Source organism: Limnobaculum xujianqingii (assembly GCF_013394855.1).
GTDB lineage: Bacteria > Pseudomonadota > Gammaproteobacteria > Enterobacterales > Enterobacteriaceae > Limnobaculum > Limnobaculum xujianqingii.
This window is the reverse complement of record NZ_JABMLK010000002.1, coordinates 760,583-786,273: the sequence shown is the minus strand read 5'-3', so window position 1 is coordinate 786,273 and position 25,691 is coordinate 760,583. Positions and strand designations below refer to the sequence as shown.

The following is a 25,691-nucleotide window of genomic DNA, read 5'->3' as shown; positions in this document are numbered from 1 at the left end:
TGTTACCACGCTCCTCTGTCAAATCGTCCGGCATCGTTATCACGGCTACGGTTCGGTGTATGAATTTCAAATTTGGCGGCACGAGAAACGGCCAGAGACCACAGCATATGAAGCGCATCCGGACCGTCATCATGATCGGCTTTAGGAAAATGACGTAACTGGTCAATCAGCGTTTGCTGTGACGGGTGTAATCGAATGAGACCGTTGGCCATATGAGGCTGCAATGATTCTATGCGCAACAATTTATCGGTACTGGGGATAACCGGGATGGCCGGAACCGGAATACCACGCTCGGCTGAGCGCTGGACTAATACGGTTCTTAAAAATTCCTGAAACTGAACGGATTCAAATGACCAGGCCAGACAATGGTATTGCCCCTGATACCGGATAATATCTTCAATAATTTTATCCGGTAGACGGCGACGAATGTCTGCCTCAACAATATCCAGAATGCCGGTGTAACGATTGAAACCACCCACAAGTAATGCGGAAGGGTCACGACTTGCACCAGCTTTACCCAGACTGGGGTCACAGGCACCGTAAAATATCCACTCATTCAGACGATTAACCCAAAAATTAATACAGCCGGTGAAAATGGCATCCTCACCGCTTACCGGGTCGTTTTGATATTCTGAATCAAACGTAGAGTGACCATCCCGTGCCCGAATGAGCATCAATGCCAATAATGGTCGGGCATCCCAGGACACCACCGCACCTTCGAGCATTTCAACTTCATTATCCTGGTAATACTGTTCTGCTGCTTCCGGTTGACGGTTACGGATCAACTCTTCCCAGGTATCCCAAAGTTTCATATTGACCGGCCAGCGAACGATCGCCTTGAATCTGGCTATCGTCCACAATGGATTATTCAGGGTACGAGAAAGGACAGAATCGTAGTGCAGAATGGTACCAATATAGACGATATCCGTTTTACCTCCGGCTTCACCCAGTGGCATTACCGTCTTCGTTAACCAGTTTTGCAGCTTATCTCGCTGGTCCGGATTACGAACCAATTCGTCATTCTCTATATCATCCAGGATAACCAGATCTGGTCGATATGGGCCGTGCCGTAATCCCCGGAGTTTCTTATTGCTACCGGCTACCGTCACCTTAATATTATTACGGGTGACAATGGTCCCCATTTGCCAGACGCGGCCCTGACCACAAATATCAGGATAATCCAGCTTTAAACGGGGGTTAAATTCCAGTTCCGCTTTGATGGCCTCCAGCATGGGGAAAGCCTGGTCTATAGAATCCATTATGATGACCGGGTAATGCTTGGCTCCGATAATGATATTCCACAGCGAAAATAGCTGGCTGACCAGTGTCGATTTGGCTTCACCACGTGGTGCAGCTATCGCGTCGCTTTCGCCTTTAGCGCTAGCCACAATCTGTGGCAGACGCTTAAACAGATAGCGATGTAATTCACTCTGCGAATCATGACGAATATAATGTGGGAAATAAGTCTGAACAAAGAAAGCAAAACCATTTTCCTTATCAATAACCCTGGCGCGACGTTCAGCCGAAGCCCTGACATCCGTATCAAAACCAATACACTCGGCCTCAATCGTTTGTCGAAGGCTGGCAATATACTCTTGTAAGGACTCCCTAAATTCTTTCAGGGATATTTTATTCTTTGCCACAGGGCACCTTATCTGTTTTCGTTCAGCGCTTGCTCAATACGCGCACAAGCGATATCAAAATATTCCTGCGATAGCTCAATGCCGGTAAATGATCCACCGCGCTTTAAAATAGGAATAGCGGTTGATGCGCTACCCATAAACGGATCGAGCACATGCGCATCGTTAGCCAGTGGTCCTGTCAACATATTCATCAGTGGTACAGGCTTACCGGTAAGATGTAACTTTTGAGCAGGGATAACACGTTGAGTCATTAGACCAGGGAACGGGCCACCATGAGCGCACTTACCTAACGCACCGATGCTGCCCCACACAACATATTCACACTGATGTCTGAAATAGCCGGTATGTGGAGCGCGGGACGATAACGTTTTATCCCAGGGAATAATTCCGCGCCAGATAGCGCCACCGGCCTGGAATACATCGGTTGTTGCAGGTAACTGTCGCCAGTCAGTAAAAACCATGACATAGCCGCCTGGTTTAATGAGGCGACTGGCCTGATTCATCCACAGAACACTCCAGAAAGCCCAGCTACGGGCATCACGATTATCACCACTGAAATCGGCGTAATGCTGATGTCCCATATATTTAGCACCGGGTGATGCCGTTCTGGCACTGGCATGTAGCCCGCCACTACTGTATGGCGGGTCGGTCACTAACGCGTCGTACATCGGTGTTAAGGTCGGTAGAATCTCTAATGCGTCGCCACAATAGAGCGTTGCGTTACCAATAGTTTGAATCTGCATCGTCAGCCCTTACTTGAATTCATTCTCCATTTTCTGGGCGAAGCTCTCTAAAACTTCCAGAAACTGGACGTGAAGCGCGGGGTACCGTTCCTGAATAAACGTACCCAACAGTTGAACAACTTCCAGGGCTGTTGCTAATCGGTCCGTCTCCGGTAATACACGGCGACTTGCTGCCGTAGCCTTACTGAATGCGTCTGCAATACTGGTTAACAGTTCTACACTTTGTTCCGGAGGCAAGTCGGGATTGCTATTAATGCGTTCAATCACACTCTGGAACTTAATCACCAGACTGGTTAATACGGTCCGGGTAATATCTTCCAGCGTTCCACCGGCAATGGTGTGAGCTGTACGGAGTTTTTCCCAATCATCGCCCTTAGCCAAAGCCTGAGCTTTCCAACGTCTAACCGTGTCAAATGGTACGCCGCAGTCAGCCGACACTTGTTCAAGCGTCAGTTGATTAAAAATGTACTTGTGTCTTACGCTTTCCCTGATTTCCTGCGGCCATGCCATGTGTTCTATTCCTCACACTCAACCGGTAATACGACTGGTTTGTCTGCGGCAGGGTCTTGCCGCTGTTTTTCAATTTGCCTGATTAACGCTCTCTCGCAATTTACCCGTGTAATAACGCCGTATAACACCACGTTTAACTCCAGCGATTCACCCCAGGTTAATGCACCCGGTTCACTTCCCGGTTGCGGTGGCAATATTGTTGCTGTCAGATTTGCGGGAAGTGGTGTGTATGGCGGCGCGGCCCCGTCCTGAGATATCCCACAACTGGCGAGCAGCATCACTATTAATATGCTCGCTGGCACATGGCTGAGTTTTGACTTTTTCTCGAATTTCAATTTTTACCCGCTCCGTTTTAATCTCGCCTGATAACGCTGATAATCCTGCCAGCGCTGAAAATTCCGCTTCCCGATTGAATTGTTTTGCCTGTGCGGTCTGCGCAGCCTTTGCCGCGTCCCGTTCGCGTGTTACCTGCTGCACTTCATCAGCCAGTCGTTGTGACTGTCTGAAAAAGGTAAACGCCGCCAGCGCCAGTAAAAGAAACGCGCCAATAAGCAATAAATAGCGATACGACGACATCACGACTCCCGTGTTGAGTTCGCAGCATTAAACTGCGGTAATGGACCGCCAACAGGCAACGGTTCATCCGTAGGCCATCGGTACTCTTCCACGCGATTACGTGAAAACGCGGCGATATTAACCGCATCGTTTTGATTACCACCCAGTAACAACAGATCGCCATTGCTATTCTGGCCTACGACAAACGCCACATGACCGCCACCAGTGCGGCTAAGGACCGCAATAGCACCCACAGCAGGTTGTTGCAGTTTAACGCCCCAGCTTAAATAGGATTTGGCCGATTCGAATCGGCTTGACTTAATACCAGAGTGTTCCAGTACGGCACCGACGAAAGCGGCGCACCAGGGCGTTTCATCATCTTTGATACCGCCACGCTTAATGTCCCGCCAGAACTGGACGATTTCAGGCGCATGTTTAGCACCTTTGATTTCACGTAACCCCAGAAATTGACGAGCCAGGGTTAACCAGCGCGGCTCAGTTTTCTTAGTCATTTCACACCTCTGCGACGTGTTTTAAACAGCTCGGAGACATTGCCGCGAGCAGCATAAATGGCGATACATAAAACCGAGTTCAATAAGGTTTCAGCCCAGTCGATATAGACGTACTGTTTAAAGACAATGCGAACAATCACCACAAAACAGGCCACTATCAGAAAATAGGACAGATACGATTGAGTCTGATTATGTGATTTACCACGCCGACGGAACGTAGCCAGGCGGATAATGATTAGAAGGCAAATCACAACATTAAGGGTGAGAAGTGGGCTCATTGTTCATCCTCTCCTTTACTACTCTTCTTAAATCGAAATCTGTCCCAAATTGATTCCCCTTCATTCGGTTTTTTACTGAAAACCATCAGTATCCGAACCGAGGACGCTGACGATACAGCAGCACCGACAGGCGCTGAGACCGTTATCTGAGAACGTAGAGGTACTGACAGAATGGTAGAAATGATGTGAGCAACAAAATCTGCGCCATAAATACCCAGCGCCATTGACACAAAAAACAGAAATGCACGCTGCCATAGCGGGAAATCAATAGCCGACAGAACAAAGATAACAGACCCTGCGAACGCGGCGATGATAACGCCCGGATCAATACCTGATAACAATCCTGCAAGGGTCGCACCGGTCAATACGCTAGCAGTGGCTGTCGTAGAGGTTCCAATTGGGTCAGCCATAAAAAAACTCCATAGTTTCAGTATGGAGTTATCATGGGGGATTACTATTTAATGAAGCGGTGGAAGGGGTTCAGCGCTTTCTAATTTATCTTACAAGATTGGATATTGACTTAACCAAGAACAATGTTCAATAGGATTTAATTAACCAATAGTAACCTACCATCAGTGCCCTTTATTGTTAATATCATTCAATTTAGACATTAATTGGATACCAGCATGAACTTTTTCCCATACTTTTGCATTATCTGTTGGATGTATTTTACTACAATCAATAGATTCATTTCCTGCGTCACCAATATCAGCATTTTTATTGGTTAATAAAATAAGTTTGCGCCATGCACAACCACTAATTTGATCTTTAGGGATATAACTACCATCACCTTCTTTTCCCCAACCATTCATATATGCGTAAGCTAAATTTCTCTGGCTAATATAATCTCCAGCAAGTGCTTTAGGTAGTAATGATAGTGCACCAGGAAATTCCTCAGCACTGACTGCATGACCTGAAAATGAAGCAACAACAATAGTTGCAAGTATCAATTTTTTAATCATGGATTATTCACCTTAAAATAAATTCTGTTGATGATTACTGCTATCTGCATTGTATTGATGTATCAACTTCCAGCCCTGACGGTCGCTAATATTAAACTCAGGGCAGAGTCGAGCCATTGCCTGGCGAGTTGATAGCCCTTTATCCAGATTTTCAGCAATGGCCGCAACAAATCTGGCGTCTCGTAACTTCCTGAATGCTACCTCACAACGAGGAATATAAAACTGATCGCCACCTAAATAATCAATCAATTTTTTCAACTCATCATCGTTGAGCACATCACGCAGCATAGAATGAACACCACCGCTACGCTCTTTAGCCAGCCCCGTTTTCGCTGACAGCGTAACACCACCAAAACGGCTAATCAAACGTGCAGTGGCGGCATAACCAAGGATTAATACTAATGACTTCGCAGACTCAGGTAATAGCGACTCTAACCGTTCCAGTTCGTCACGATTGAATGATAGCTTCATGATGTTCTCCGGCCGTGACGTTTAGCATCGATAATTAATGCCTGCATCAGTTTGGTTAATTCCGCCGTGGTCAGCCATTCAATAGCCTGTCGTTTAAACATATGGAGAGCCATACTCTCAGCATACTGCCACGGGCGACCAGCTTCTGATAACAGGGCTTCAATCTTTCCCTGAATCGCCTTGCGGCTCATGGCCACATTAGGTGTACGACCATGTTTTTTTGATGATTTACGCGGGAACCCTTGTCCGTGCATGTACTCTTTAATGTTCTCCAGTTCTTCAAAAGTACATTTTGTTGCACTGGTTTTACCGCCCGTTAAACGGGAGATAACTGAACGGTAGGTTGCATCGTCCCAACCTAATGCAGCTTGACCGGCTTTAACTGCGCTGATTAGTTTCTTTTTCATATAACCGCCAGTAATAAAATAATCAGACCAATCAATGCAATAAATAAGCTGATAACAAACAATTTAGCACCCAGTGATAGTTTCATCGGTCTGTCTCCTTTTGTTTTTGGGCTACAGTTCTACGCAGTGCAACAATAGAACGGCCAATCTTTTTATATTCAGTTGGGGTATTACCGTACCAGCGATTAAAGACAGCATGGTCCTGACGTGATACTAACTCCAAGTTATCAAGGCGGCAGTTCAGGCGGTTATCATCCAAAAAGGAAACAATCATTCCTACGGGTATTTCGCCGTTAGCCTGTTCCCACAGTAGACGATGCTTAAATTTCCACTGGTCAGGCTCAGCTATCTTGATTTCCAGATATCCTTCTTTGTTGAGAATTTCCGAGCCAACTGGCAAATGGTTATGTGGCAACTGACCTTTTTTAAATGACCCGGCATTGGCTTTCATAACCCCTTTAGTACCAGCATTAAACGGTTTATTCCCTGTAGCAAACTGCCCTGAACGGCCTGTTTTGAGATTCAAGTTTTTACGAAAACCGTTTATAGCTTCTTTAGTTCTATTCGTTCCAAATGCTGTATTGAACATGGATGTTAACTGTGGCAGAGGTAACATATAATTAATTCTCAGCCATGCTCGCATCGCGGGAGTGTAAACGAAGCGTTTCATTTTTTCGTGACCTCCAGAAAGCGAGGGGCGAACTCAGCCGAACCAGAACCTAACGCTTTTTGAACATCCAGCGCTAATCGGCCGTTATCCACAATTTTTGATGCTATATTGGCGATTTCACGAGAGCGTTTTAACTCAGTTTCCAGTTTCTCACTCGTTAGGTCTTCATCTCCAAGTCGCTCTATTTGAGCGAATAGATGATTATTAAGGTCTTCAAGTGTATTTTTCATTTCAGTTCCCTTATCAATCAGGCACAGCGAACAGAAAAACAGGTAATATTGATGCTGTACAAAAACGCGGCGGCTCTGTCCAACGTTGTCCAGGTCTTGTAATCACCACGCCGTTCGCGCAGGTAATACGACACACCACAGTTGCGGTTGATTGCGAACAGGTGATATAGTCCGTTAAAGCGCTGGACCACGAACTCATCAATACCGCCGCTCTCCACCAGTTGCCTAAAACCTGCCATTCCTACCAATTCGTTTTTCATACAGCACCAATCCGATTATTTTGGTTCACCAAATGTATTAATTTGGTTGAGGTGTTCCGCACAGTGAGAACAAATACCTACACCCGTAACGCGATTGACCTGTACCCAATGGCATGGTTGTCCCTGCTCGCTTACACAAGCATGATGGTCATCACAGCCACACTGGCTACAGGTTGCGGCTTTGATAGGTTCAAGATGGTCAACAGAAAGACCGCCAGCACGACCAATAACCGATACTACTGCGGCACCGTGACCGAGCTCCCAAGCCTCAGAGCGCGTGATGACTTCTTCATAGTCCGGGATACCCATCATCGGGTAATAATGAAACAGAGAGCCAACAGGAAAACGTTCGTTAAAACGGGCAGCCGTAACATTACGTAATACGTTTTTCATGGTTTCACTCCGAATTTAGCTTTATGGCGTTCGACCGCCTGTTTCATCTCAGTTTTAAGACTGGCTTTATTGATGGCATAGCCACGAGAGTCATAGAAGCGAAGTTGTGATTTCTTCGGGTATGCCGGATACTCTATGGCGACGGATTTGTTGGTCATGGTATAAATCCGTTTTGCACCATCTTGCTGGTACTCACAGCCGGTTACGCTTAATAACATATTGAATTCTCCACTTTTGCCTCACGCGCAACCGCGTTAAAATGGCGGCTACTCTCTACGGCGGCTTTTAGCGCCACGTTTGATTCATACATAAAAAGCAGTTCTAAGCGTTTAGCCTTAATAAATTCCTGCTTTGCACCTTTGCTGTTATCCCATCCATCAAGCAGAAACATCACATCCGCCTCTTCAAGCATTGCTAACGTGATTTTCATGTACTGTTCATGAGCTAAACCATCGGGAAGAACGGCAGGATTAAGAACAACAAACCCTTGTTCCTCTAGCACTTCAGCCAATGAGTTAAAGGTTGTACGATTAAAATTGGCTATTCCGGTCATTGGTCCGGAAATAAATACAACAGGCTTTTTATCGCTCATGCTGTGCCTCCGTTATTCAAATTTGACCAGCCACGATCAACTGCCGCCTGACAGTAATTCGCACGGCGGCGACAATAATCAGCATTGATATCTAATGCTGCTAAACCGGCTGCTTTCATCCACAGTTTGATGGCCTCAAAAAAATCATCGTTTTTCTCCAGCTCCGTCGCCTGAACCGCGATGTAGATAAAACGGCGTTCGATTGATTCAACCAATACCGGTACGGCATTTCGATAACTCGCAGGATCGCGGTGATACTTTTTAACTTTCTTCGGCGAACTAAGAGCCAACTGGTAGCTGCGACGCTTGCCTTTCCAGCCTTTGACGATTAATCCCTGCGCTACGTCATACTGTAAAAGCGATGCCACGCAATCCACCGGTATACCGGTATACTGAAATAACTCGTAACCAGTAGACTCGCCGAATATCCGTAACGACTGGCGTAAAGATTCTGTTTTAGATAAATTCTCAACCATTGGTAGGTACCTCTTCTAATCGACTATTCCAGCAGTTGATTGCAGAATTAAACGCTTGCTCATGAGCGCAGCGACATTCTTCCTTACTATTAAAACGGAAAGTATTAGGTTCAAAATTACCTGGAATAGATGCGCCACAACACTGGCATTCAACGCTGTAGTAAGGCGTCCATGAATTATCAACAGTTAATTCATCTGACGCGCAAAATGGACATGGCAACAGAGATGCATCGACACCATGTTGATACTCACCGTGTGCTGCAATATCTCCAGGTTCGTTACCATAAATAAATAATTTCATATAAAACCTCCTGTTTTAGGCGTAACGCCGCCCCGGCGGGTTTACGCCATATTTAAAGAGTTATTAATAAGTTTTTAAATTAACCCGCTGGAGTCAGCGTCTCTATTTTTACCCAATGTGGTTCACAGTTTATTTCGACTACTGTGGAATCCGTTAAATCTCTTGCAATATCAAGCGTTCGGACAGCACGACCACCACGCAAGATTTTATTAGGTTGATAAATAAAGCCCGAACCAACAGGATATTTCTTATTAAATTCCTGAGCGGCCATATCACACCGCCGCAATATCTAATGGGATCGCAATTAATTTGCCATCAGCTGCTTTTTCACGAAAATTAATATAAGTTTTTGACGTTGCTATCAGTAGAGAGTCCGCAATTGCATCCATAGCCTGTAACCAACGTTCATCATCAATCTTGATACGACGTAGCGACAGAATGCGGCCAGTGTTCAATTGACCTTCTTTATCAACGGCAAACGCATCTGTAACCAGAGCGCGTAGGTTAGCGTTCGCACCCTCTGACCATTCGTGCAAACACTCATCGATAATCTCTTTCGCAACCTGTAATTCCGGCCCAAACACTAAGGTGTCTTGAACTTTTATCTGAATTTGCTGAGAGCCATCATAAGAGGAAAACGTGACGTTCCCCTTAACCCCGCCCATCTGACGGTTATATTTCTCAGCCACTAAATCTAACCAGGCATAACAATCGGAGAAGGCTGATGTTTTGAAATCCATTAATTGCACCTGGATTTTTTTAGCAGCAGCAATCTGAGCACGGACAAATGCATCCATTTCTAAATCGTAGGCTGGTACTTGAGAGATAAGAACAAGGCGTTGCTTACGGTCCATCATATAGCCTTCAGGAATGGCAACGACCGGAATACTGGTTTTTTCTGACATAATAAACTCCTATTGAATGATTTTTGCGTCTATCAGTTGATATGTCCCACTCGATAACTGCTGAAAAAGATATTCACAGTGGGCTTGTGATTTGTTGATTAAGTTAAGTTCTAACTTGTTGATATCCTCCGTTCCGCCCTGGCGGTACTTCACCATGACTGCACCTGTTTCTTCATCACAAATGACCTCGATTTCCAGGACTCCGGCCACGTTTCCTCCTCAATGTAACGACTCCGACCACACGACCTTACAGCCGTCCAGAATGAAAATACCCTGTTTGAAATGCCCACAGGGGCCACAACCAAATGAGACAAACTGAGCGCGACCATCGCGTACCATTTGGTCACAGTACGAACAACGAGCTACTCGAATAACAGGAGAGCCACCATTCAGCATGACATTTTTGATGGTCACACCGTTTTCGCTCAGTGATTCCATCACCAATTTCATACGAATGACCGCAGAAATTAACGCTTCATTACTTAAATAAACTTGCATAGCAACCTCTTAATTAATCAGCATTTCTGACATCTTACGTACTGCTTCAGTACTGACAGTTTCGCCGCTAATCAGACTATGACGGTGAACACCACGCAGTAGTTTGAATAACCGCCGTGCATTACCGCGAGAGGCGTTAAACAGTTCATCACTGACGGCAGGCTCTGCGGCATCGGGTAGGACGCTAACGGCGATATCGTTGATATCATTACGCGGCAGTACATCACCCAGAGGTAGTGCGAAGGCCACGCGACTGTAGAGCTGCTTATATTCACCTCGCTTTCCCTTCAGGTTGATAATCAGACGAGGCATCCCCGCCAGCACGACACCAATACCGGCTTTATCGTGAATACGGCGAATCATTTCCAGCGCCCGATAGGGCAGGTTTTCAGCTTCGTCAATCAACAGCAGACGACCGGAATCACGCAATGCGTTAACACAGGAATCACTCAGCTCATGAATGTTGCCACGGCGGTTTAGTCCTAATTTAGAGCACAGCTCTTCCAGCACTACGCGAGCGGTATAACCAGGGTCAGCCTCAATCAGCACTGCATCGCGGTTCTCGGCAGCGTACTGGCGCATAATCATGGTTTTTCCCATACCGGCATCACCATAGATAACGTTGATTTCACCGTCCAGGTGAGCCATACGAATCACCTCCAGCGCCCGGCGTGCGGTAACTGTTGGCACGAAACAAGCGCACAACTTCTGAGAACGTGATTTTTCAGTCTCACGATTCAGAAACTGGCGAAGGTCTTCCTCCAACGCGGCGATATTGCCCTGATATTTATCCTGCAAATATTGGTTAATCACGGCGGGTGATTTGCCAATCGCACGCGCTATTTGAGACTGAGACCAGCCCTTAGCGCTCATTAATTCAGATAATTCATTTTTAATCATGGTGTTACCCCGTTATTTATGATGCGTGCCGTTTTTTCTCAGATATTCATCACGATCGGTTTCTAAGAAAAAGAAAGGTTTTTCGACAGGTACCGGCTCAGGCGTACCCAGGAACTCACTAAAGGATTGGACTGGTTTAGATTCCAGAACTGGACGGCCTTCGGCCTCAATCTCGCGGCGGTGGTCGTCATTGAGTTTCAGGCGACGAATGCGGCGTTTTTCCATCGCGTCCTGCATTGCATTAACCGGAATTGCAGCCTGTTTGTTACCGTTCCAGATAGCATCACAGACATAGTCGCCATTCATACGGCGCACAATCACCCGGCTGGCATCGTGAATGTCATACGCTACTCGGACTTCCTCACCGTCCACATTAATTAGCGCCTCAGAAAAGTACTGGTTATTCATTAGTTCCAGCCAGCCGCGCTGAGCTACACGAACCTGTTCTGGTTTGAACATATCGCGTAACTCAACCTCGGTCAGATATTCGATATCATCCCCCTCGGTTTCCAGCGCCAGTCGCCGCGCCTCGGCAGGTGTCAGGTGATGTCCGTCAATTTTGGGTAGTTCACTGTGCCGGTGTTGAGTGTTGTATTTTTCTACCTCCTCGGTAATCACATCTAATAATTGATTCCAGGATGGTAGTTTAACGATCGCGTTTTTCTGTACCGCTTTCAGGTCGCGCTTGTTTTCAATAGCGCGAACCGCTGACTCAATAGTACGACCGGTAACGCGAACGCTCTCGCGGTCAGCGCCAAGGCCGTTATAAGTAGGAAACTTTTGTGCTATAGCACGGGGTATTACGCCGTTTAAGCGCTCGATAATACCGCGCGATTGCGGGTTGCCGGGGATGGACGTCATGTGAGTAATTCCCAGTCGCGGAAAAATACCGGTTATATCCGCATCTAACATTTTGTTAGTCTCACCGCCGCCGTTATCTGAATAGACAAACAGGGGTTTACCGTGACGTTCCATTCCGTAACGGTAGGCGTCAGCAACAGCGATAGCGTTTTCGGATAGCGCCAGACTCCAACCAACGACGTAGCGGCTACGGCCATCAATAACCAGCGTTAGCTCAGGTGTAAACGGGCGACCGTGGATAGGGTGAGCTACTTTCATATTCAAAGATTTACCATCAGCTATCCAACAGCCGTTAACAGGCATGGTCGACCAATCACGTTTTTTATAAGTTTCTAGAGCCTTAGCGGCAGAACCAGTAAGACGGCCGCGTGCTTTTTCGCGGCGGGGTAGTTTGTTCATAGCCCGGCGAACGCTCATATAAGAGGGGCAAGCCGCAATCATTGCCGGTTGGTCAGCGTATATTTCCGCCCATTCATCACAAAATGAGCTGTATGCTGCGGTGAGGCTTGGCCCGTTTAGATTGCGCCAGTGTGCAAGAAATAGAGGAAACTAGCCGATCTGTTCTGGTTTCACTGGTTTACGATGACCGGGGGCTAAAAGTGCCAGGCGTTCTGCGCCGTCTGCGGCACGACAATAATCTACAACCCAACCATTCAGCGACCTGGCACTGATACCAACGCGGGAACCTTTTTTAGCGTTCGCGGCATCGGCGTGAGCCTGAAGCACGACAGGCAGGCTACTCGAAGAAATTTGCGTACACAAAAAATGGATTGCTTTAATCCGAGACATACCGGCAGACTCAAGACGTAACACCTCATTAACCAGGGCACATCGAGCATCAGCAATCGCCCGTTGTTTATCGTTTAATTGTGCGGTTTGCTGTTCCAGTAAAGCCGGACACTGGCGCATTAACGCCAAACTTTCATTATGGCCAACTGCACATCTTGCTTTAATAACTGGTTTAACAGGGCTTTTAACATCAGCTAACACTGAATTATAGTGGCGAGCCAGTACCGCTTCGCGGGTTTCCGTTGGCAGACAATCAATATGATATTCAAAGGCTTTGCCTCCCTTACGGCGACGACGCATTTCAGTATTATCAGCAACCACTTTATCCAAGCGGTTACGCACATTGTGTTCTCTACCGGGCATACCTGGTAAATCGACACATTCTTTTGCTGTCACCCAGAACATAGTCATATCACGCTACCCTATCCGAATAACGACTAGGCCAGATTATCGCGGGGGAAACACCGATACGATTCGCGATAATTTTTTCATAGCTCCGGCACTGGCGATAAAACACGTTACGCATTGAGCCAGCTTTAAGACCTAGTTCCTGTTCCAGTGAACTAAGGTCCACTCCGCACTGGTCGAGCGCAGCATGAATCGCCTTGCTAGACCAATCCCGGCCACTATCGACAAATAAATGCGTGAGGTATTGTTTATGCGCTAACACTGTGTGATCCTCTATGGTTTTATATCGTTTTCGATAATCAAAAACGGTTATCGATAATGATAAATGTAATCGCACAATAAACCGATTGCAAGTTATTTTTACGGTTTATTCGCAAAATTGTACTGGTTAATTATTTTTTAAAATAAACATTATTTATCATGGTGTTACATGGAAAAAACCGAAAAAACCGAAGATGCAGTAAAACGGTTTATTCCTATGCCGGGAATAAACCGTTTTCCAGAGCGTCTTAAAATTGCGATGAACGGCCTTACAAATGTTGAGTTAGCTAAACGTTGTGATATTTCAGAATCGGCAATCAGAAGCTATTTAAGTGGGAGAAGCTACCCTGGATTAGATAAGGTTTTATCGATTTCAGAGGCGTGTACATGCCCTGTGGATTGGCTTGTAACCGGCAATGAATTCGCAATATATAGCGAAAAAAACACAAGAGAGACTGTCGAAAAGTACGATATAAGAGATATTGAAGAAATTGACATTGTTTTCAATAGATTAACTCAGGCAGAAAAAAAACTTATCGTTGATTTTGTTCAGAGAGAAGGGTTAAACAGCCTTTTACGGCTGATTTCAGAGCGTATGCAGATAGGGACGCACTATAGCCAATCCATAGAAACTTCAGATTCAAGTGTGCCGTGGGTTAATGAGGAAATGCGAGGTCAATTAAAAGAAACACTCATAAGCATGGGATTCGATAGAAAACGAATATCCACAATAAGTATGTTGTTTTCGTTGCCGGAGGCGCAAGCGAGAGAGATATTATCTCAGCACGCGACACATGAACGCGATGGTACGTCCCAGGATGCCATAAATGACAAACAAGATCATAATAAAAAGGCGGGCTAACGCGTAGCCTGTGGCTAAACATTTAACATTCATTTATTTTTGAGGTGGGAGCTACCACAAAGAAAGATAATGAAATAACCTTCTTTTCCCGTTTTTGCTCCTTTATGGTAATAATTTTTAAAAGGTGTTTAAAAGTCAGTTAATCTATGATTATACCTATGCAAAATATAGTGCAAAAAATCATATTTTTGACCATTCTTAAAAAAGTTATGCAAAATAGTTAAATTACCGCTATCCCTTATCACAAGCGCCCGGCGCGCCATCAGGACCACCATTCCACCTATGCAGAATTAATCACCTCCCCACATATTGCATCACCTCTTCCGGCAACAGGCTGGCATGGATCCCGCCCATGACAACTTTAACTCCACGAGAACGGTATTCACTGGCTATCTCATAAGCACGGCGGGCGGTATAGGTTTCCACCGTAATAGCCACTAAATCCGTAGGTTCATCAAAGGGGATTTGTTCCATACGGTCGTCATACATCACCACTTCTACGTCATCCGGCGTCAGCGCAGCTAAAATCCCCAGCATCAGCGGTTCCATTCGGCCTTCATCAATATAGAGACTGTGCTCCATACGCCCAATGGTTGGTTTAATTAGCGTTAGTTTCATCCCTTTTCCCTAACCGTTTACCCTGTTTCCTGATAATTTCCCGATGCGAAATAATATTGGCTAACAGCGCAACACCTCTATCCTTCCAATAGGTCCGTTTGCTCCAACTCAATAACCGTTTAGCGATTGAAGGGTAACTATAAAACTGCTTTTTAGCTGAAAAACAAAGAGCCGTTAGCCGCTCCGCCGTTATCTTTTTAGGCCGGAAAATTGGATCGCCATAACGATAGTCAGGATCTTTCCACCACAACGGTGATATCAGCCGCCCCTCTTCTTTCAGCCGCTGGTAAAGTTTTGACCCCGGCGTAGGAATTAACAGATTAAAATTGGCAATTTCCAGTTTATTGCGCAGAGCAAAATCAATAGATTGCTGAATAGTTTGTTCATCATCTTCGTCATAACCAAAGACAAAGGTGCCATAGATACTAATACCCCGGGTATGTAGTGCTTTCACTACCTCATCATAATCACCGGCTACACGATTCCACGACTTACCCATCTGCTTCAAATTTTGTGTATTCAGGCTCTCAAAACCAATGAGTACAAAACGACATCCCGCCTGTGCCAACCGATCCAAAAGTTGGGTGTTTCTTGCCACATCAATGCTGATCTGGCAGCCCCAACGCCGCTTCAGTGGTTTAAGCATGGTCAACAGCTCTTCGAGGATAAGCCGGTTACCAAACAAATTATCATCCACAAATGCAATAAACCGACGGGGATCAAGCGCCATCAATTCTTCACGCAGTTGTGCTACAGGGCGAGCCCGAACGGTGGAATGATAAAAACCATGAATAGAACAGAAATCACAGGCAAAACGACATCCCCGAGTATATTGGACCAGTTCAATCGGGGCATATTTTTTACTGCTAAAGATAGTACGTTCGAGAAGATAATCATTCAGCGGTAAACTATGGTCACCATGGTAATAACGCTGTAATGTTCCCTGTTGCTTATCCTGTAATAACGTTTCCCAGGCACCTTCTGCATCACCAATAATGACGCTATCGGCATGCTCCAGTGCTTCATCCGGCAAAAACGTAGGGTGATATCCCCCCATAACTACCGTATTTCCCTGAGCACGATAGCGATCGGCTAATAGATAACTTCGCAATGCGGTAAAAGTTTCTACCGAAATGGCTATCAAATCAGCCTGCAAAGTATCAGGAATTTCTTCTACCCGATCGTCATAAAAAATGATTTTATGTCCCGCAGAACGCGCGGCCAAAATCCCCATAGCCAAAGGCGGCATGGCATCAGTCGTGCGATAATCTCCCATATTGGGGCGCAACAGAACAATTTTCATAGAATAGCCGCTTCAGGGGCAATTGTCTGTTGAGGCCATACGGGGCTGGCAGCTAAATCAACGCCATATAAACAGGTTTTATAACTCAGCGGGCGGAAACGTTTTATCACCGCCTTCAACATCGGATGGCTGCTGGCGAGTCCAAAGGTTAAAACTTTCGTGGTACAGCGGGACAAGGCATCATCAATCAGAGAAAGCATATCCTGACGATCTGCGACGGCAAAAAAAGCCAGCAAACTCTGATCCAGAGTCTGCTGTTTTGCTGGTAGTGCAACTCGTTTCATCAGACTGGCATAACCATTGTAAATCGGTTTAATAGCACGCCAGATTGAATGATAATCCAGTGCCATCACTTGTTTAAACGCCTGTTGATTCCATAACACAGCACAGGCCTGCAACTTACCGTTCACCCGATAGCCCCATACCGGTAAACCTGAATTTATCAGCCACTCAACGCTTAACTGTGGACTAAGCTGATAGTCCATTACCTGTTGATGGTAGAACTCTACTACTTCCGGGTATTGTTCTACTGTCTGATTTTGCCACAGTCCCAAATAACGGCCTCGCTGAGTGCTTATTGCCAGCGTATTGAGCTCGCCTAATGGGTGGTAACGGGGCAATCCGGTATTCTCTTTTTCCAGCAGTTTTCTTGCCGTCAGGTTATCGCTGGCAATACTGGTGTAACAATACTGCGGCGGTGACAGGTGTTGTTTAAGATAGTCAAAGCCTGATTTCAATACGCGAATACGATTTCGATAGCTATGGCTAATACGTAAGCTATTCAGATATCCCAAGGGCTGTAATTGCCCATTGATAAATCCATTATGTTTGGTGAGTTGGCACATTCCCACTACCCGATCGTGCTCCTCTGCCAACACCGGATACTCTGTACCAAAATAGTGCAGATTAGCGAAGTAGTCAGGCCGTCGGGTCATCACCATGTCTATCGCCCCCTGCATCGCGTTCTCTTCCAGCAGTTGTAATAACGACCAGCTGTGTTGTCGCGATGCTGTCTGGAAACGCACTATCTCACCTCCAGCAGAGAGCCTTGCCAGGTTTCATCACCTAGTGGATAGCCATTACGGGCACTGATTTCATTATGATGTAACGCATTAATGGGAAAATAGTTGCGAAACATAAAGAAGTCATGGCGATTATTCCAGCTACGTTTAGCAATAGACCGCCAGCCATAGAACGTTCTACGAGCCTCAACGCAGCCTTGAGTGACCTGCTGGGGTGTTAACTGGGTAGGGAAAAATGGCAGCTCGTTATAACGATAACTATCATCTAACCACCAGCTTTGGTAACGAAGGCGATTTTCCTGTTGCAGACGAGCATAAAGTGGCGTGCCGGGGAATGGTGTCATATGGTTAAAAGCAGCGATATACATTCCCTGTTGCTGAGCAAAAGTCACCGCCTGTTGGAAAGAGTCGACATTATCGTGGTCATAACCAAAAACAAAGGTGCCATATACCGCAATACCATATTTGCGTAAGTTGGCTAACGCCTGAACAAACCCGCCTTTCATGGTATTAAAGTTTTTATTCATCAGCTTCAGGTTGGCTTCATTAAGCGATTCAAAACCAATCAGCACACCTTTACAGCCGGATTGAGCCAGTTGCTTTAAGAAACTCTCATCATGAGCAGCATTAATGCTCATTTGAGTAATCCAGCGAATATTCAGTTTCGCTAAATCAGGAAGCCATAAGCGACTTTCGTTGATATTACCAGCGAAGTTATCATCGACAAAAAAGAACAATTTCTTATATTTTTTCTGTTCTGTTAACTCACTTAACACCTGATCAGGATCCCTGCGACGATACTTACGTTGATAAAAAGTTTGTACCGCACAAAATTCACAGGGAAAACGACAACCTCGTCCCGTTTCTACCAGCCCTATCGGTAAATAACGTTTGTTGCGAAACAGGCTTCGGTCAACACGTACATGGCTGAGATCTGTTTGCTCTCCACGATAATGAGGTTTTAAGGTTTGATGCTGTAAATCGTCTAATAACTCATGCCATATGGATTCCGCCTCACCGGTCATGATGGCTTCGGCATAACGAGCCGCCTCTTCAGGCACCAACGTTACATGAAATCCACCCATGATCACCGGCACGCCACGACGGCGGTACTCACTGGCAATCTGATAAGCTCGTTTAGCAGTATAAGTTTCTACCGAAATAGCTACCGCATCCGTTGGTTCATCGTAGGGAATAACCTCCATACGATCGTCATAAAAACGCGTTTCAATATGCGCTGGCGTTAGCCCCTTTAGGGTTGCAATCGGAAGGGGTTCCATTTGCCAGGAGCGCAAATAAGATTCATTTGCTCGATGACCAATCGCCGGGTGGATAAAGGTTAAACGCATGATTTTCTACCCTCTGCTTTTCGCCGGATGATGTTCAATCGGCCAGTCACAGGTATAAAATTTATGCAGATTGTGAGCATAGAATCGATATCCCAGATTCGCAGTAATCGCTAATGGCTGGAAGTTTTTTGCATTCCATAAACGACGAACAATATTGTTGTACTGATAGATTTTTTTCCAGGCTCTTTCATGCCCGTCTTCCAGCTCTTTTACCGTCATCAATTTGGGCTGAAACACTACGTGCTGGGCATCATATAACTCCCAGTTTTTAGTCAGAATACGCTGTTCCTGCTCCAGTCGTTGATACAGCGGCGTAGCCGGAAAAGGCGTCAGAATAGAAAAACGGGGAAGATCGATACCGGCATCAATGACCAGTTCAACCGTAGCATCAAAAGTATCTACCGTATCGTGGTCCAGGCCAAAGACAAAACAGCCCTGAATGGAAATACCCAGTTTATGTAATTTAGCCACCAGCTCTTTGTAGTTAACTGATGAGTTGAACTTCTTGCCAGCATCACCCAGACTACCGGTAGTTACTGTCTCCAGCCCCAGCAATAAGCCTTTACAGCCACTTCGGGCCATTAATTCCATCAGCTCTTCATTATGGGCAATCAATACTGTCGACAGACCAAACCATTTAATCTTAAGAGGGATCAGCGCGGTAAACAGCGCCTTAGCATAGCCAATGTCCGATACCAGATTCAGGTCAACAAAAATTAACTTTCGCTTGCCGGTACGTTCCACAAACTGACGAATATCATTGACTACCCATTCAACCGGATGCTGATACTGCTTTCGTCCCCATGCCGTTGGCGCTACGCAGAACTCACAGTTATGGGTACAGGCTCGCGTCGCTTCAAATACTGCCTGAGTCAGGAAATCTTCGCTGTTAAAACGATGTCGCTCAGGGAAAGGCATATTGGGGTCATCAAGATTAAAGTCTGGTGCCTGCTGATAGCGCTTTTGCAGCTGACCTGAGATAAAATCATGTAATAGCTGCGGCCAGCTTTGTTCAGAATAACCAACACAAATCGTATCCGCATGCTCTGCCGCTTCGTCGGGCAGTAGTGTCACATGTGGACCACCCAACACTACCTTCATTCCCTTTGCCCGAAACCGATCGGCCAGAAAATAAGCTCGTGAAGCAGTGCCGGTAATAACGGTTAAACCAATCAAATCGGCTTTTAAATCTGCCGGAATCTCCGTGACGCTTTCATCAATCAACGTCACATCTATGGGTAAATCTTTGGGTGTCAGAGCCGCCAGAGTAGTCAGTGTCAGGGGCTGATAGCGTAAAGAACGTTTAAAAATACCGCCGCGTTTGCGATACAGTGGCCCTTTTGGTGAAATAAGCACCAGTTTCATTTTACGTTCGTGAGTAAATACATGAGATTCCATATCGGTACCTATTCCACTATTTGAAATATTTCTCGCCAGTTATCGTTATGCATCAGGCTGGGTATTTTAATATCTCCCAGACGTTTTCCCTGCGCACACTGCCAGGCCAAATAACAGCGTTCAGGCTGTTCAAGCGGCAAGCAGGATAATGGCACCAGTTGAGACAATGTTCTGGCGTAGGCATATTGGGGATTTTCATTTAATCGTTGTTCAACTATGCCAACAGCATTTTTATTGTCTTGCAAATATCGTTTATCCAGCAGCAAACAATACCCTAATGACTTGCTATCCGGACATAGCATGGCAAAACCTTTTAGAGGTGACAGACAGTAATTCACAAAGCTCTCCGTAAGCTTTTCACCAACTAAATCGCTGACAACACCCGTCCGGCCGGTAAAACACAACAACGGCACATCGCCCTGAAATCCAATACATTGCACCATATCACCAATACGATACCGGTATAGCCCGCTGTTGGTGGTGATGATTACCTGATAGTTATGGTTAATCTTTAAACTATCTGCTAACTGAATATCGCCCTGTTCATCGATAAACTCATAAAAGTTACTATCAACACACAGCTGTGGCTGATTTTGTCGATTTGGGGCGGTAATAATGGCTTCTGTTGCCAGCAGTCCCTTCGGCTGTAAAGTAATTGAGGGAAAATAGCCCATCAATTGAGACGCTAATGTTGTTGATGAAGCATCAGCCCAACAGCTAATAACATCAAGCTGGGGCCATAAAATACTGGTGTCACCAGACTCCAGATAACATTGATAAATATCCGCAGTTGCCTGATCTTTTTGTAGCTGATGACCTGCTATCTCGCCTCCATATTGCAATAGCTCTGACAGGCTACGTTGACGGTGTTGTAACCCTTCCAATAACTGAGTTAAAAAACTGGGGCTCCAGACTGAAAATAATCTTAAATCACGGCGACATGCCAGATAGTAGAGAGTAAGCAGTTGCCAGTCATCAACATTAGTTACCTGCGATAATGTCAAAGGAACGGCTGAAATTTGTGCAAATGCGCTTAAATACTCCGCACCTAGATAGAGCGCATCTCCACCTCCAACAGAAATCCCTTCTATAGTTTCTGTCGACTGAGTCATCGCCGGGCTCAGTGCCCAATAGGCAGTTCCCCGATCTATGTGAAATTGTTCAACCAACTGAGCTAACCAGTCTGACAGTGCATGCCGAAAATCATCCAACCCCTTTTCAGAGTAAGGGACCAGTTTTCCACCGCTATGGCTTCCCCCGGTTTTTTCAAACGCAATGACCTCACCCGCAAACAGTTGATAGCGTTCATCTGAGGCACATTTATCAATCCAGGGTTTCAGGTTGTCATAATCCACAATGGGTAACTGTTGCTGAAAATCTTGTACGCTCTGGATATGCTCAAAACCATATAACTGACCATAGGCAGAATTTTGGTTGTGTTTCAGACAATCATGCAACCAAGTAGTTTGCCGTTCTGTTACCGACAAATTTTCATGTCGCGCATGGCGACGAAATTGATCCCAGGGAGCGTTATTCACGATATTCAACCATAGGGTTTAATAACAAAGAACGACAGCGTAAGGGCAAGTTCTCTGTACTAATTTCACATAAACACACCAGTTCATGACCATCTGCATAATAAGGATTTTTAGCCAGAAAAAACTGTGCATCTGGCTTTGTCAGGCTGACTGGCGGTATTGTAGCCAGCTTTGCCGCCAGAAAACCATAATCAGGAGGGCATTCAACAACACCCCGTTGTGAGTTATATAATGTGCCAAATTTTTGCCCGGCCAGTTGGTCTGCAAGCTGTTTAAGTTCAGGTTGTGGTAACTGCCAGTGTGGATAAAACTGTCTGGCAAACACCACCAAATATTTATATGTCCGATATCCCTTTACCAGAAGAAACCAATATAAGGGCTTCCCGGGATGCTGTTGTTTAAACAACCCCATACGCTGAATCCAGGCCTTATGTAATACCTGCTGTTGCCAGTGTTCTGGCATCACAATAGTATCGCCTGAGTAAACAATCATTGAATGCTGATAAGGATAAAATTGCAGGCTGCTGAACCCGACGATCTCCTGATTGTGCTCTAAAATCAGGACTTCATCTTTATTGTCTAAATCGAGGAAAAACCGTTCAGTATCACTACCGGAATAACATTGAAAATAGATGGCGGCCATTCGCTGTCGAGTGGAAACGGAGAGTGAATTAATTTTTTGAAAATAGGCAACATAGTTCATTACTCACTTTTTCCATAAGAAAGATACATGCAGATAATTTCCAGTATTGCTATCCATCGTTAAACAACAAAATAACCAATGGTTACCCATCAATCTAAAACTACACCATCAGGCTTATAGTATCAGCCACTCCTTGCAGCTACCATACGATTAAAACTAAGCAACATCTAAATATATACTTAGCAAAAACCAACAAGCTCATAAGGCAAAGCTATTATCATGATCCTGCCCGGATAATTAACCCGTCAACAGTTTTGCTATTCCTGCTTCACTTTCTGCTCTGAACACCCCTTCATCTCCAATTTCTCCACCCTTTTCTTAAATAACTCGGGCTTCGCCTTGTATAACGAAGGGGCATGCAACATTGCCAACAGCTCAACGAGCTGTGAGCAATTCAATGTAGAGACCTGTGCAGAAAAACGCACCTGTGACGCATGCTCTAAACCATAAACAGGGTTTCCATTATCAGAGCCGAAATAGGCCTCAGCTAGCCAGATAGAATTTATCTCCGACTGATTGTACAAAACCGTTAACCACAACTGCCATAGCGCATGGTGCAGATGGTATTTTCCCTGAGAAATTCGTTGCCCCTGATGGAAATGAAAAAACAGGTCCCGGGACGCAGAGGCATAAATCGATTGCGTTGGATAAATAACAGAAAGCAATGGATCAACCTGAGGATTATGGTGTGGAGCCTGATTCAGAGACTGAGATAATGAAGTAATTTCACTGCGATGGGGTTCGATCTCAACTAAATAATAGCCACATAAAGCAAAAATGATGCCTGAGAATAATAGAGCAATAGTGCAAAATAGCCTGCGAAGGATCTTTTTTATCATCTTGACGACCAAAGTCATTACAGCAAGGGATATTAAGATTGTTGAGAAAGGGTTCCCCAAAATTGGGTGGGGGCCCTGCCAGCTACATCCCGGCACACACGACGCTTGCTGCGGCTGCTTCCTTCCGGATCTGACCGAGTTCACAAGTTAGCGTTGCGGGAGAACCAACAGAGCCCCCATTGACGGCTTCATTCTCATGAAGCGCAGGCATTATCGTGGATGGGCCGTTCAATTGCAAGGCTCCTGACACTAAGCGATGTTTTCTTACCCAGTTCTCCAATTTATGGCAGAATTAGTCGCCGACTCTTTATGCTAAAAATCTGCAATATCAACTATACAAGGAACCCTGCGGATGGAAAACGATGAACCATCGCTCCCAACCCGAATTTATACCGTTGTTGCCTCAATTCCCCCGGGAAAAGTAACCACCTACGGTGCGATTGCACGTTTAGCCGGAGCGGCTGGAGCTGCTCGTCATGTGGGGATCATCTTAAGTCGTTTGCCAGAGGGAAGTACACTGCCCTGGTTTCGGGTGGTTAATTCCCAGGGGAAAATATCGTTGACCGGACCGGATTATATTCGCCAGAAACAGGCGCTGCTGGCCGATGGCGTTCTTTTTACTCGCTCAGATCGCATCAATTTTAAAATCTATGGTTGGCTGACACAGCCATAAGTACAAAACATACTTCAATATCAGGTTGTGCCAGCCGCCAACAGACAGAGCAATTAATGCTGAACGCGATCCAGAATCAGATCCGCATGGGCAGGCTGTCCATTGGTAAGAACCTCATTCATTGAGGTGGTGGTATATAACAACTTGCCATCAACAGAGATGGTAGCAAACAGCGAAACTCGTTGAGCTCCGGCTAACTGTTGATTGTTATAAGGTAGTTTAAACATAAAAGGAACCTGCTTACCTTCTGACGGAATCGTGACCGTCGATAAGACTTTTGCAGGCGCATCAGCCAGCGATACGTCGGCCAGCGTGACAGTAATCGTCGCTTTTTCAGGTAAAGCCATTCTGTCGCGATAGATCACACTACCGCTAACGGTGGTTGCACTATTGATAGCGTTTTCCTTCTCATTTTGTGTAGCAGAACTACTACACCCAACCAATGCAACGGTCAAAGCCGCACTACTCAATAATTTTAAAAAACTCATATTTACCTCCTGAACATTGTCGGTATCAAACATAATTTTAACTCAAAATCATCAAAAAATCAGTTTAGTCATCTAATTATTTTAACAAAGACCACCTAAACACTGGTATTGTAGGAATTTATCACCATTATAATCTGAGTTTGTATTTCCTTGATAAAAACTCCCCTTTCGAAGCATTCCCAACTAAAATAGATCCATTAAACCATTACATTATTTATACAAATCAAAGCCAAAAGGCCATCAGACAGGACTTCCCCGCCATGAGCGACGTTTTACAAAATCTACTAACGCTACTTCATCTGGAAAAAATTGATACGCATCGGTTTCGAGGACAGAGTCAGAATCTTGGGCTAAAGCAGCTATTTGGTGGGCAGGTTGTCGGTCAGGCCCTCTCTGCAGCGAAACAAACCGTATTACCCGAGCGTAAGGTGCACTCCTGTCACAGTTATTTTTTACGCCCCGGCGATAGCCATCAGTCTGTTGATTATGAAGTAGAAGTCATCCGCGATGGTAACAGCTTCAGCACCCGTAGAGTCAGCGCCATACAGAATGGCCACACCATTTTCTATATGACTGCATCGTACCAAAGTTATGAAGAAGGTTTTGACCATCAGGCTGCCACTATGCCCGATGTTCCACCGCCGGAATCGCTGGTTTCAGAAACCGATATCGCCAGAAAATTTGCGCATTTACTGTCAGAACCAATGAAAAGCGTTTTCTGTAATGAAATGCCTATCGAGATGCGGCCGGTTAAATACCATAATCTGCTGAAAGCAGAAATAGATAAGCCGATTCGTCACGTTTGGCTACGGGCTAATGGCACCATGCCAGACGATCCGGGTATTCATAAGTATCTACTGGGTTACGCCTCTGACTTTAACTTTTTGCCAACCGCTCTTCAGCCCCATGGTATCGCTTTACTGCAACCCGGTATGCAGGTAGCTACTATTGATCATTCGATCTGGTTTCACCGTACCTTCCGGATGGATGACTGGCTGCTGTATTCGGTAGAAAGCCCTTCTGCATCAGGCGCCAGAGGCTTTGTGCGTGGTCAATTTTTTACCCGTAGCGGCCTGTTAGTTGCCTCTACCTGCCAGGAAGGCGTAATGCGCTTTCATAAAGGCTAACTGAAGCTTTTTATTCTGATAACTTACTGGAAACTAACGGCCTGAATTCAGGTCGTTAGTTTTTGATTAATTTTTCATCAAAAAACTTCACAATGCCGATTGGTTAAATGATAAACTAATTCACTGCTATTCAGCCTCTCAGGGCG

38 protein-coding genes and 1 other RNA gene are annotated in these 25,691 nt (G+C 45.5%); 3 read left to right on the top strand and 36 right to left on the bottom strand.

What is annotated here, in order from left to right; genetic code table 11:
* Positions 1–2 precede the first annotated feature (2 nt).
* The 26 genes from terL to GOL65_RS17400 form a co-directional block, all read right to left on the bottom strand.
* On the bottom strand, positions 3–1,643 hold the full coding sequence (gene terL, locus GOL65_RS17520; protein ID WP_140918190.1) for a phage terminase large subunit: 1,641 nt from the start codon (positions 1,641–1,643) through the stop codon (positions 3–5).
* An 8-nt stretch (positions 1,644–1,651) separates the two neighbouring features.
* Positions 1,652–2,386: a DNA-methyltransferase gene (locus GOL65_RS17515; protein ID WP_140918191.1), complete on the bottom strand. Its 735-nt coding sequence runs from the start codon at positions 2,384–2,386 to the stop codon at positions 1,652–1,654.
* Between the two features lie 9 nt (positions 2,387–2,395).
* A complete protein-coding gene (locus GOL65_RS17510; protein ID WP_140918192.1) occupies positions 2,396–2,896 on the bottom strand; it encodes a DUF1804 family protein in 501 nt (166 codons plus the stop codon).
* Positions 2,897–3,067: 171 nt separating this feature from the next.
* Positions 3,068–3,472 (bottom strand): hypothetical protein, encoded by a 405-nt coding sequence (locus GOL65_RS17505; RefSeq protein ID WP_140918194.1) that lies wholly within the window; start codon positions 3,470–3,472, stop codon positions 3,068–3,070.
* On the bottom strand, positions 3,472–3,963 hold the full coding sequence (locus tag GOL65_RS17500; protein ID WP_140918195.1) for an NlpC/P60 family protein: 492 nt from the start codon (positions 3,961–3,963) through the stop codon (positions 3,472–3,474). The genes GOL65_RS17505 and GOL65_RS17500 overlap by 1 nt, the downstream gene beginning before the upstream one ends.
* Complete coding sequence (locus GOL65_RS17495; protein ID WP_140918196.1) at positions 3,960–4,241, bottom strand: phage holin family protein; 282 nt, start codon at positions 4,239–4,241, stop codon at positions 3,960–3,962. Before GOL65_RS17495 ends, GOL65_RS17500 begins: the two co-directional genes overlap by 4 nt.
* Positions 4,238–4,651 carry a putative holin gene (locus GOL65_RS17490; RefSeq protein WP_140918197.1) on the bottom strand — a complete coding sequence of 138 codons (414 nt, stop codon included), beginning with the start codon at positions 4,649–4,651 and terminating at the stop codon, positions 4,238–4,240. Before GOL65_RS17490 ends, GOL65_RS17495 begins: the two co-directional genes overlap by 4 nt.
* A 162-nt stretch (positions 4,652–4,813) precedes the next feature.
* Positions 4,814–5,203: a hypothetical protein gene (locus GOL65_RS17485; RefSeq protein WP_228723152.1), complete on the bottom strand. Its 390-nt coding sequence runs from the start codon at positions 5,201–5,203 to the stop codon at positions 4,814–4,816.
* A 12-nt stretch (positions 5,204–5,215) separates the two neighbouring features.
* Positions 5,216–5,674, bottom strand: coding sequence for a Mor transcription activator family protein (locus GOL65_RS17480; protein ID WP_140918198.1), 459 nt, complete (start codon positions 5,672–5,674; stop codon positions 5,216–5,218).
* The gene (locus tag GOL65_RS17475; protein ID WP_140918199.1) at positions 5,671–6,081 is read right to left on the bottom strand and encodes a gp16 family protein; all 411 of its coding nucleotides are present in this window, start codon (positions 6,079–6,081) and stop codon (positions 5,671–5,673) included. Before GOL65_RS17475 ends, GOL65_RS17480 begins: the two co-directional genes overlap by 4 nt.
* An 82-nt stretch (positions 6,082–6,163) precedes the next feature.
* Entirely contained in the window at positions 6,164–6,751 is a 588-nt protein-coding gene (locus GOL65_RS17470; RefSeq protein ID WP_140918200.1) for an HNH endonuclease signature motif containing protein, read from the bottom strand.
* On the bottom strand, positions 6,748–6,981 hold the full coding sequence (locus GOL65_RS17465) for a hypothetical protein (RefSeq protein ID WP_140918201.1): 234 nt from the start codon (positions 6,979–6,981) through the stop codon (positions 6,748–6,750). Before GOL65_RS17465 ends, GOL65_RS17470 begins: the two co-directional genes overlap by 4 nt.
* A 17-nt stretch (positions 6,982–6,998) precedes the next feature.
* On the bottom strand, positions 6,999–7,220 hold the full coding sequence (locus GOL65_RS17460; RefSeq protein ID WP_228723151.1) for a hypothetical protein: 222 nt from the start codon (positions 7,218–7,220) through the stop codon (positions 6,999–7,001).
* Positions 7,221–7,256: 36 nt separating this feature from the next.
* Positions 7,257–7,634 carry a hypothetical protein gene (locus tag GOL65_RS17455; RefSeq protein WP_179038474.1) on the bottom strand — a complete coding sequence of 126 codons (378 nt, stop codon included), beginning with the start codon at positions 7,632–7,634 and terminating at the stop codon, positions 7,257–7,259.
* Positions 7,631–7,852 carry a hypothetical protein gene (locus tag GOL65_RS17450; protein WP_140918203.1) on the bottom strand — a complete coding sequence of 74 codons (222 nt, stop codon included), beginning with the start codon at positions 7,850–7,852 and terminating at the stop codon, positions 7,631–7,633. The genes GOL65_RS17455 and GOL65_RS17450 overlap by 4 nt, the downstream gene beginning before the upstream one ends.
* On the bottom strand, positions 7,843–8,226 hold the full coding sequence (locus tag GOL65_RS17445; RefSeq protein ID WP_140918204.1) for a DUF4406 domain-containing protein: 384 nt from the start codon (positions 8,224–8,226) through the stop codon (positions 7,843–7,845). The genes GOL65_RS17450 and GOL65_RS17445 overlap by 10 nt, the downstream gene beginning before the upstream one ends.
* Positions 8,223–8,702, bottom strand: coding sequence for an ANR family transcriptional regulator (locus GOL65_RS17440; protein WP_140918205.1), 480 nt, complete (start codon positions 8,700–8,702; stop codon positions 8,223–8,225). Before GOL65_RS17440 ends, GOL65_RS17445 begins: the two co-directional genes overlap by 4 nt.
* The gene (locus GOL65_RS17435) at positions 8,695–9,003 is read right to left on the bottom strand and encodes a Lar family restriction alleviation protein (protein WP_140918206.1); all 309 of its coding nucleotides are present in this window, start codon (positions 9,001–9,003) and stop codon (positions 8,695–8,697) included. The genes GOL65_RS17440 and GOL65_RS17435 overlap by 8 nt, the downstream gene beginning before the upstream one ends.
* A gap of 79 nt (positions 9,004–9,082) precedes the next feature.
* Positions 9,083–9,274 (bottom strand): hypothetical protein, encoded by a 192-nt coding sequence (locus GOL65_RS17430; RefSeq protein WP_130590948.1) that lies wholly within the window; start codon positions 9,272–9,274, stop codon positions 9,083–9,085.
* Between the two features lies 1 nt (position 9,275).
* Positions 9,276–9,908: a DUF3164 family protein gene (locus GOL65_RS17425; protein WP_228723150.1), complete on the bottom strand. Its 633-nt coding sequence runs from the start codon at positions 9,906–9,908 to the stop codon at positions 9,276–9,278.
* Positions 9,909–9,917: 9 nt separating this feature from the next.
* Positions 9,918–10,118 (bottom strand): hypothetical protein, encoded by a 201-nt coding sequence (locus tag GOL65_RS17420; protein ID WP_130590947.1) that lies wholly within the window; start codon positions 10,116–10,118, stop codon positions 9,918–9,920.
* 9 nt (positions 10,119–10,127) lie between these two features.
* Entirely contained in the window at positions 10,128–10,406 is a 279-nt protein-coding gene (locus tag GOL65_RS17415) for a hypothetical protein (RefSeq protein ID WP_140918207.1), read from the bottom strand.
* Between the two features lie 9 nt (positions 10,407–10,415).
* Entirely contained in the window at positions 10,416–11,306 is an 891-nt protein-coding gene (locus GOL65_RS17410; protein WP_228723149.1) for an AAA family ATPase, read from the bottom strand.
* 12 nt (positions 11,307–11,318) lie between these two features.
* Positions 11,319–12,566 (bottom strand): Mu transposase C-terminal domain-containing protein, encoded by a 1,248-nt coding sequence (locus GOL65_RS22490; RefSeq protein ID WP_322091081.1) that lies wholly within the window; start codon positions 12,564–12,566, stop codon positions 11,319–11,321.
* A 150-nt stretch (positions 12,567–12,716) separates the two neighbouring features.
* A complete protein-coding gene (locus GOL65_RS22485) occupies positions 12,717–13,367 on the bottom strand; it encodes a DNA-binding protein (protein WP_322091082.1) in 651 nt (216 codons plus the stop codon).
* A gap of 1 nt (position 13,368) precedes the next feature.
* Positions 13,369–13,626, bottom strand: a complete 258-nt coding sequence (locus GOL65_RS17400) for a helix-turn-helix domain-containing protein (RefSeq protein WP_179038473.1) — start codon at positions 13,624–13,626, stop codon at positions 13,369–13,371.
* Between the two features lie 168 nt (positions 13,627–13,794).
* On the opposite strand from GOL65_RS17400, the gene GOL65_RS17395 reads away from it, so the two are divergent.
* Positions 13,795–14,487 carry a helix-turn-helix domain-containing protein gene (locus tag GOL65_RS17395; RefSeq protein WP_140918209.1) on the top strand — a complete coding sequence of 231 codons (693 nt, stop codon included), beginning with the start codon at positions 13,795–13,797 and terminating at the stop codon, positions 14,485–14,487.
* 294 nt (positions 14,488–14,781) lie between these two features.
* Here the strand turns inward: GOL65_RS17395 and GOL65_RS17390 are convergent, their stop codons facing one another.
* The 9 genes from GOL65_RS17390 to ffs all read right to left on the bottom strand — a co-directional run bounded on the left by GOL65_RS17390 (position 14,782) and on the right by ffs (position 23,427).
* Positions 14,782–15,105, bottom strand: coding sequence for a hypothetical protein (locus tag GOL65_RS17390; protein ID WP_228723148.1), 324 nt, complete (start codon positions 15,103–15,105; stop codon positions 14,782–14,784).
* A complete protein-coding gene (locus GOL65_RS17385) occupies positions 15,086–16,408 on the bottom strand; it encodes a B12-binding domain-containing radical SAM protein (RefSeq protein ID WP_140918210.1) in 1,323 nt (440 codons plus the stop codon). The genes GOL65_RS17390 and GOL65_RS17385 overlap by 20 nt, the downstream gene beginning before the upstream one ends.
* Complete coding sequence (locus tag GOL65_RS17380; protein WP_140918211.1) at positions 16,405–17,433, bottom strand: GNAT family N-acetyltransferase; 1,029 nt, start codon at positions 17,431–17,433, stop codon at positions 16,405–16,407. Before GOL65_RS17380 ends, GOL65_RS17385 begins: the two co-directional genes overlap by 4 nt.
* Positions 17,433–18,779 (bottom strand): B12-binding domain-containing radical SAM protein, encoded by a 1,347-nt coding sequence (locus GOL65_RS17375; protein WP_140918212.1) that lies wholly within the window; start codon positions 18,777–18,779, stop codon positions 17,433–17,435. Before GOL65_RS17375 ends, GOL65_RS17380 begins: the two co-directional genes overlap by 1 nt.
* Before the next feature lie 6 nt (positions 18,780–18,785).
* The gene (locus GOL65_RS17370; protein ID WP_140918213.1) at positions 18,786–20,177 is read right to left on the bottom strand and encodes a B12-binding domain-containing radical SAM protein; all 1,392 of its coding nucleotides are present in this window, start codon (positions 20,175–20,177) and stop codon (positions 18,786–18,788) included.
* Positions 20,178–20,185: 8 nt separating this feature from the next.
* Complete coding sequence (locus GOL65_RS17365) at positions 20,186–21,715, bottom strand: GH3 family domain-containing protein (protein WP_228723147.1); 1,530 nt, start codon at positions 21,713–21,715, stop codon at positions 20,186–20,188.
* The gene (locus GOL65_RS17360) at positions 21,708–22,418 is read right to left on the bottom strand and encodes a hypothetical protein (RefSeq protein ID WP_140918214.1); all 711 of its coding nucleotides are present in this window, start codon (positions 22,416–22,418) and stop codon (positions 21,708–21,710) included. The genes GOL65_RS17365 and GOL65_RS17360 overlap by 8 nt, the downstream gene beginning before the upstream one ends.
* Positions 22,419–22,675: 257 nt before the next feature.
* Positions 22,676–23,257, bottom strand: a complete 582-nt coding sequence (locus tag GOL65_RS17355; protein WP_179038472.1) for a transglycosylase domain-containing protein — start codon at positions 23,255–23,257, stop codon at positions 22,676–22,678.
* 73 nt (positions 23,258–23,330) lie between these two features.
* An RNA gene (gene ffs, locus GOL65_RS17350) (signal recognition particle sRNA small type) lies at positions 23,331–23,427 on the bottom strand.
* Positions 23,428–23,609: 182 nt separating this feature from the next.
* Here ffs and GOL65_RS17345 point away from each other — a divergent pair.
* Positions 23,610–23,930, top strand: coding sequence for an MGMT family protein (locus GOL65_RS17345; RefSeq protein ID WP_140918216.1), 321 nt, complete (start codon positions 23,610–23,612; stop codon positions 23,928–23,930).
* Positions 23,931–23,983: 53 nt separating this feature from the next.
* Here GOL65_RS17345 and GOL65_RS17340 read toward each other — a convergent pair whose 3' ends face one another.
* The gene (locus GOL65_RS17340; protein WP_179038471.1) at positions 23,984–24,418 is read right to left on the bottom strand and encodes a YbaY family lipoprotein; all 435 of its coding nucleotides are present in this window, start codon (positions 24,416–24,418) and stop codon (positions 23,984–23,986) included.
* A gap of 260 nt (positions 24,419–24,678) precedes the next feature.
* On the opposite strand from GOL65_RS17340, the gene tesB reads away from it, so the two are divergent.
* The gene (tesB, locus tag GOL65_RS17335) at positions 24,679–25,545 is read left to right on the top strand and encodes an acyl-CoA thioesterase II (RefSeq protein WP_140918218.1); all 867 of its coding nucleotides are present in this window, start codon (positions 24,679–24,681) and stop codon (positions 25,543–25,545) included.
* Positions 25,546–25,691 lie beyond the last annotated feature (146 nt).